Source organism: Streptosporangium nondiastaticum, from assembly GCF_003011965.1.
Classification (GTDB): domain Bacteria; phylum Actinomycetota; class Actinomycetes; order Streptomycetales; family Streptomycetaceae; genus Streptomyces; species Streptomyces nondiastaticus.
This window is the reverse complement of record NZ_PXWG01000326.1, coordinates 1-788: the sequence shown is the minus strand read 5'-3', so window position 1 is coordinate 788 and position 788 is coordinate 1. Positions and strand designations below refer to the sequence as shown.

1 pseudogene is annotated in these 788 nt (G+C 81.5%); it reads left to right on the top strand.

Going from position 1 to position 788, the window contains the following annotated elements:
* Positions 1-788: pseudogene (locus tag B7P34_RS37980) on the top strand (hypothetical protein); the annotation flags it as partial.

The following is a 788-nucleotide window of genomic DNA, read 5'->3' as shown; positions in this document are numbered from 1 at the left end:
TGCAAGCCCGCGGACGACGAGCCCCCGGCGGGCGCGGCGCCGTACCCGGGCCCCGGAGACCCGCACCACGAGCGGGGCGACGCGGGCCGCTTCACGGCCCCGGCCCAGAACGCCCGCGGCGGCACGGCCTCCTTCCTCGGCACCGAGCCCGAACGGCCGGGCCGGGGCGGCGACGCACCCTTCCCGGGCCGGGGCGGCCCGACGCCGGCAGGTACGGAGAGCGGCCGCCCGGTCGGCGCACCGGCCTTCCCCGGGCAGAGCGGCCCCGCACCCGCAGGCGGGGAGAACGGCCGCCCCGGCGGTGCGCCGGCCTTCCCGGGCCAGGGCAACAGCACCGCGGGAGCGGAGAACGGCCGCCATCCCGGTGCCGCGCCGGCCTTCCCCGGACAGGGCGGCGGCCCCGCACCTGCAGGCGCAGGAAACAGCCACCCGGGCCAGGGCGGCGGCACCTCCGCCTTCCTCGGACAGGACGCCCCGGCGGCCACCGGCGGAGCAGCACCCTTCCCGGCGCAGGGCAACAACGCCGCACCGGTGGGCGCGGAGAACGGCCGCCACCCCGGTGCCGCGCCGATCTTCCCCGGACAGGGCAACAGCGCCGCACCCGCGGGCCCGGCAAACAACCACCCGGGCCAGAGCGGCGGCACCTCCGCCTTCCTCGGACAGGACAGCCCGGCGAACACCGGCAGGGCTCCCTTCCCCGGGCAGGGCGGCGCCGCCGCGGGGGCGGGGAGCAGCCACCCCGGGCCCGGGCAGGGCCCCGGAGCGGGCGACGCCCGGCGCGGGGCGGC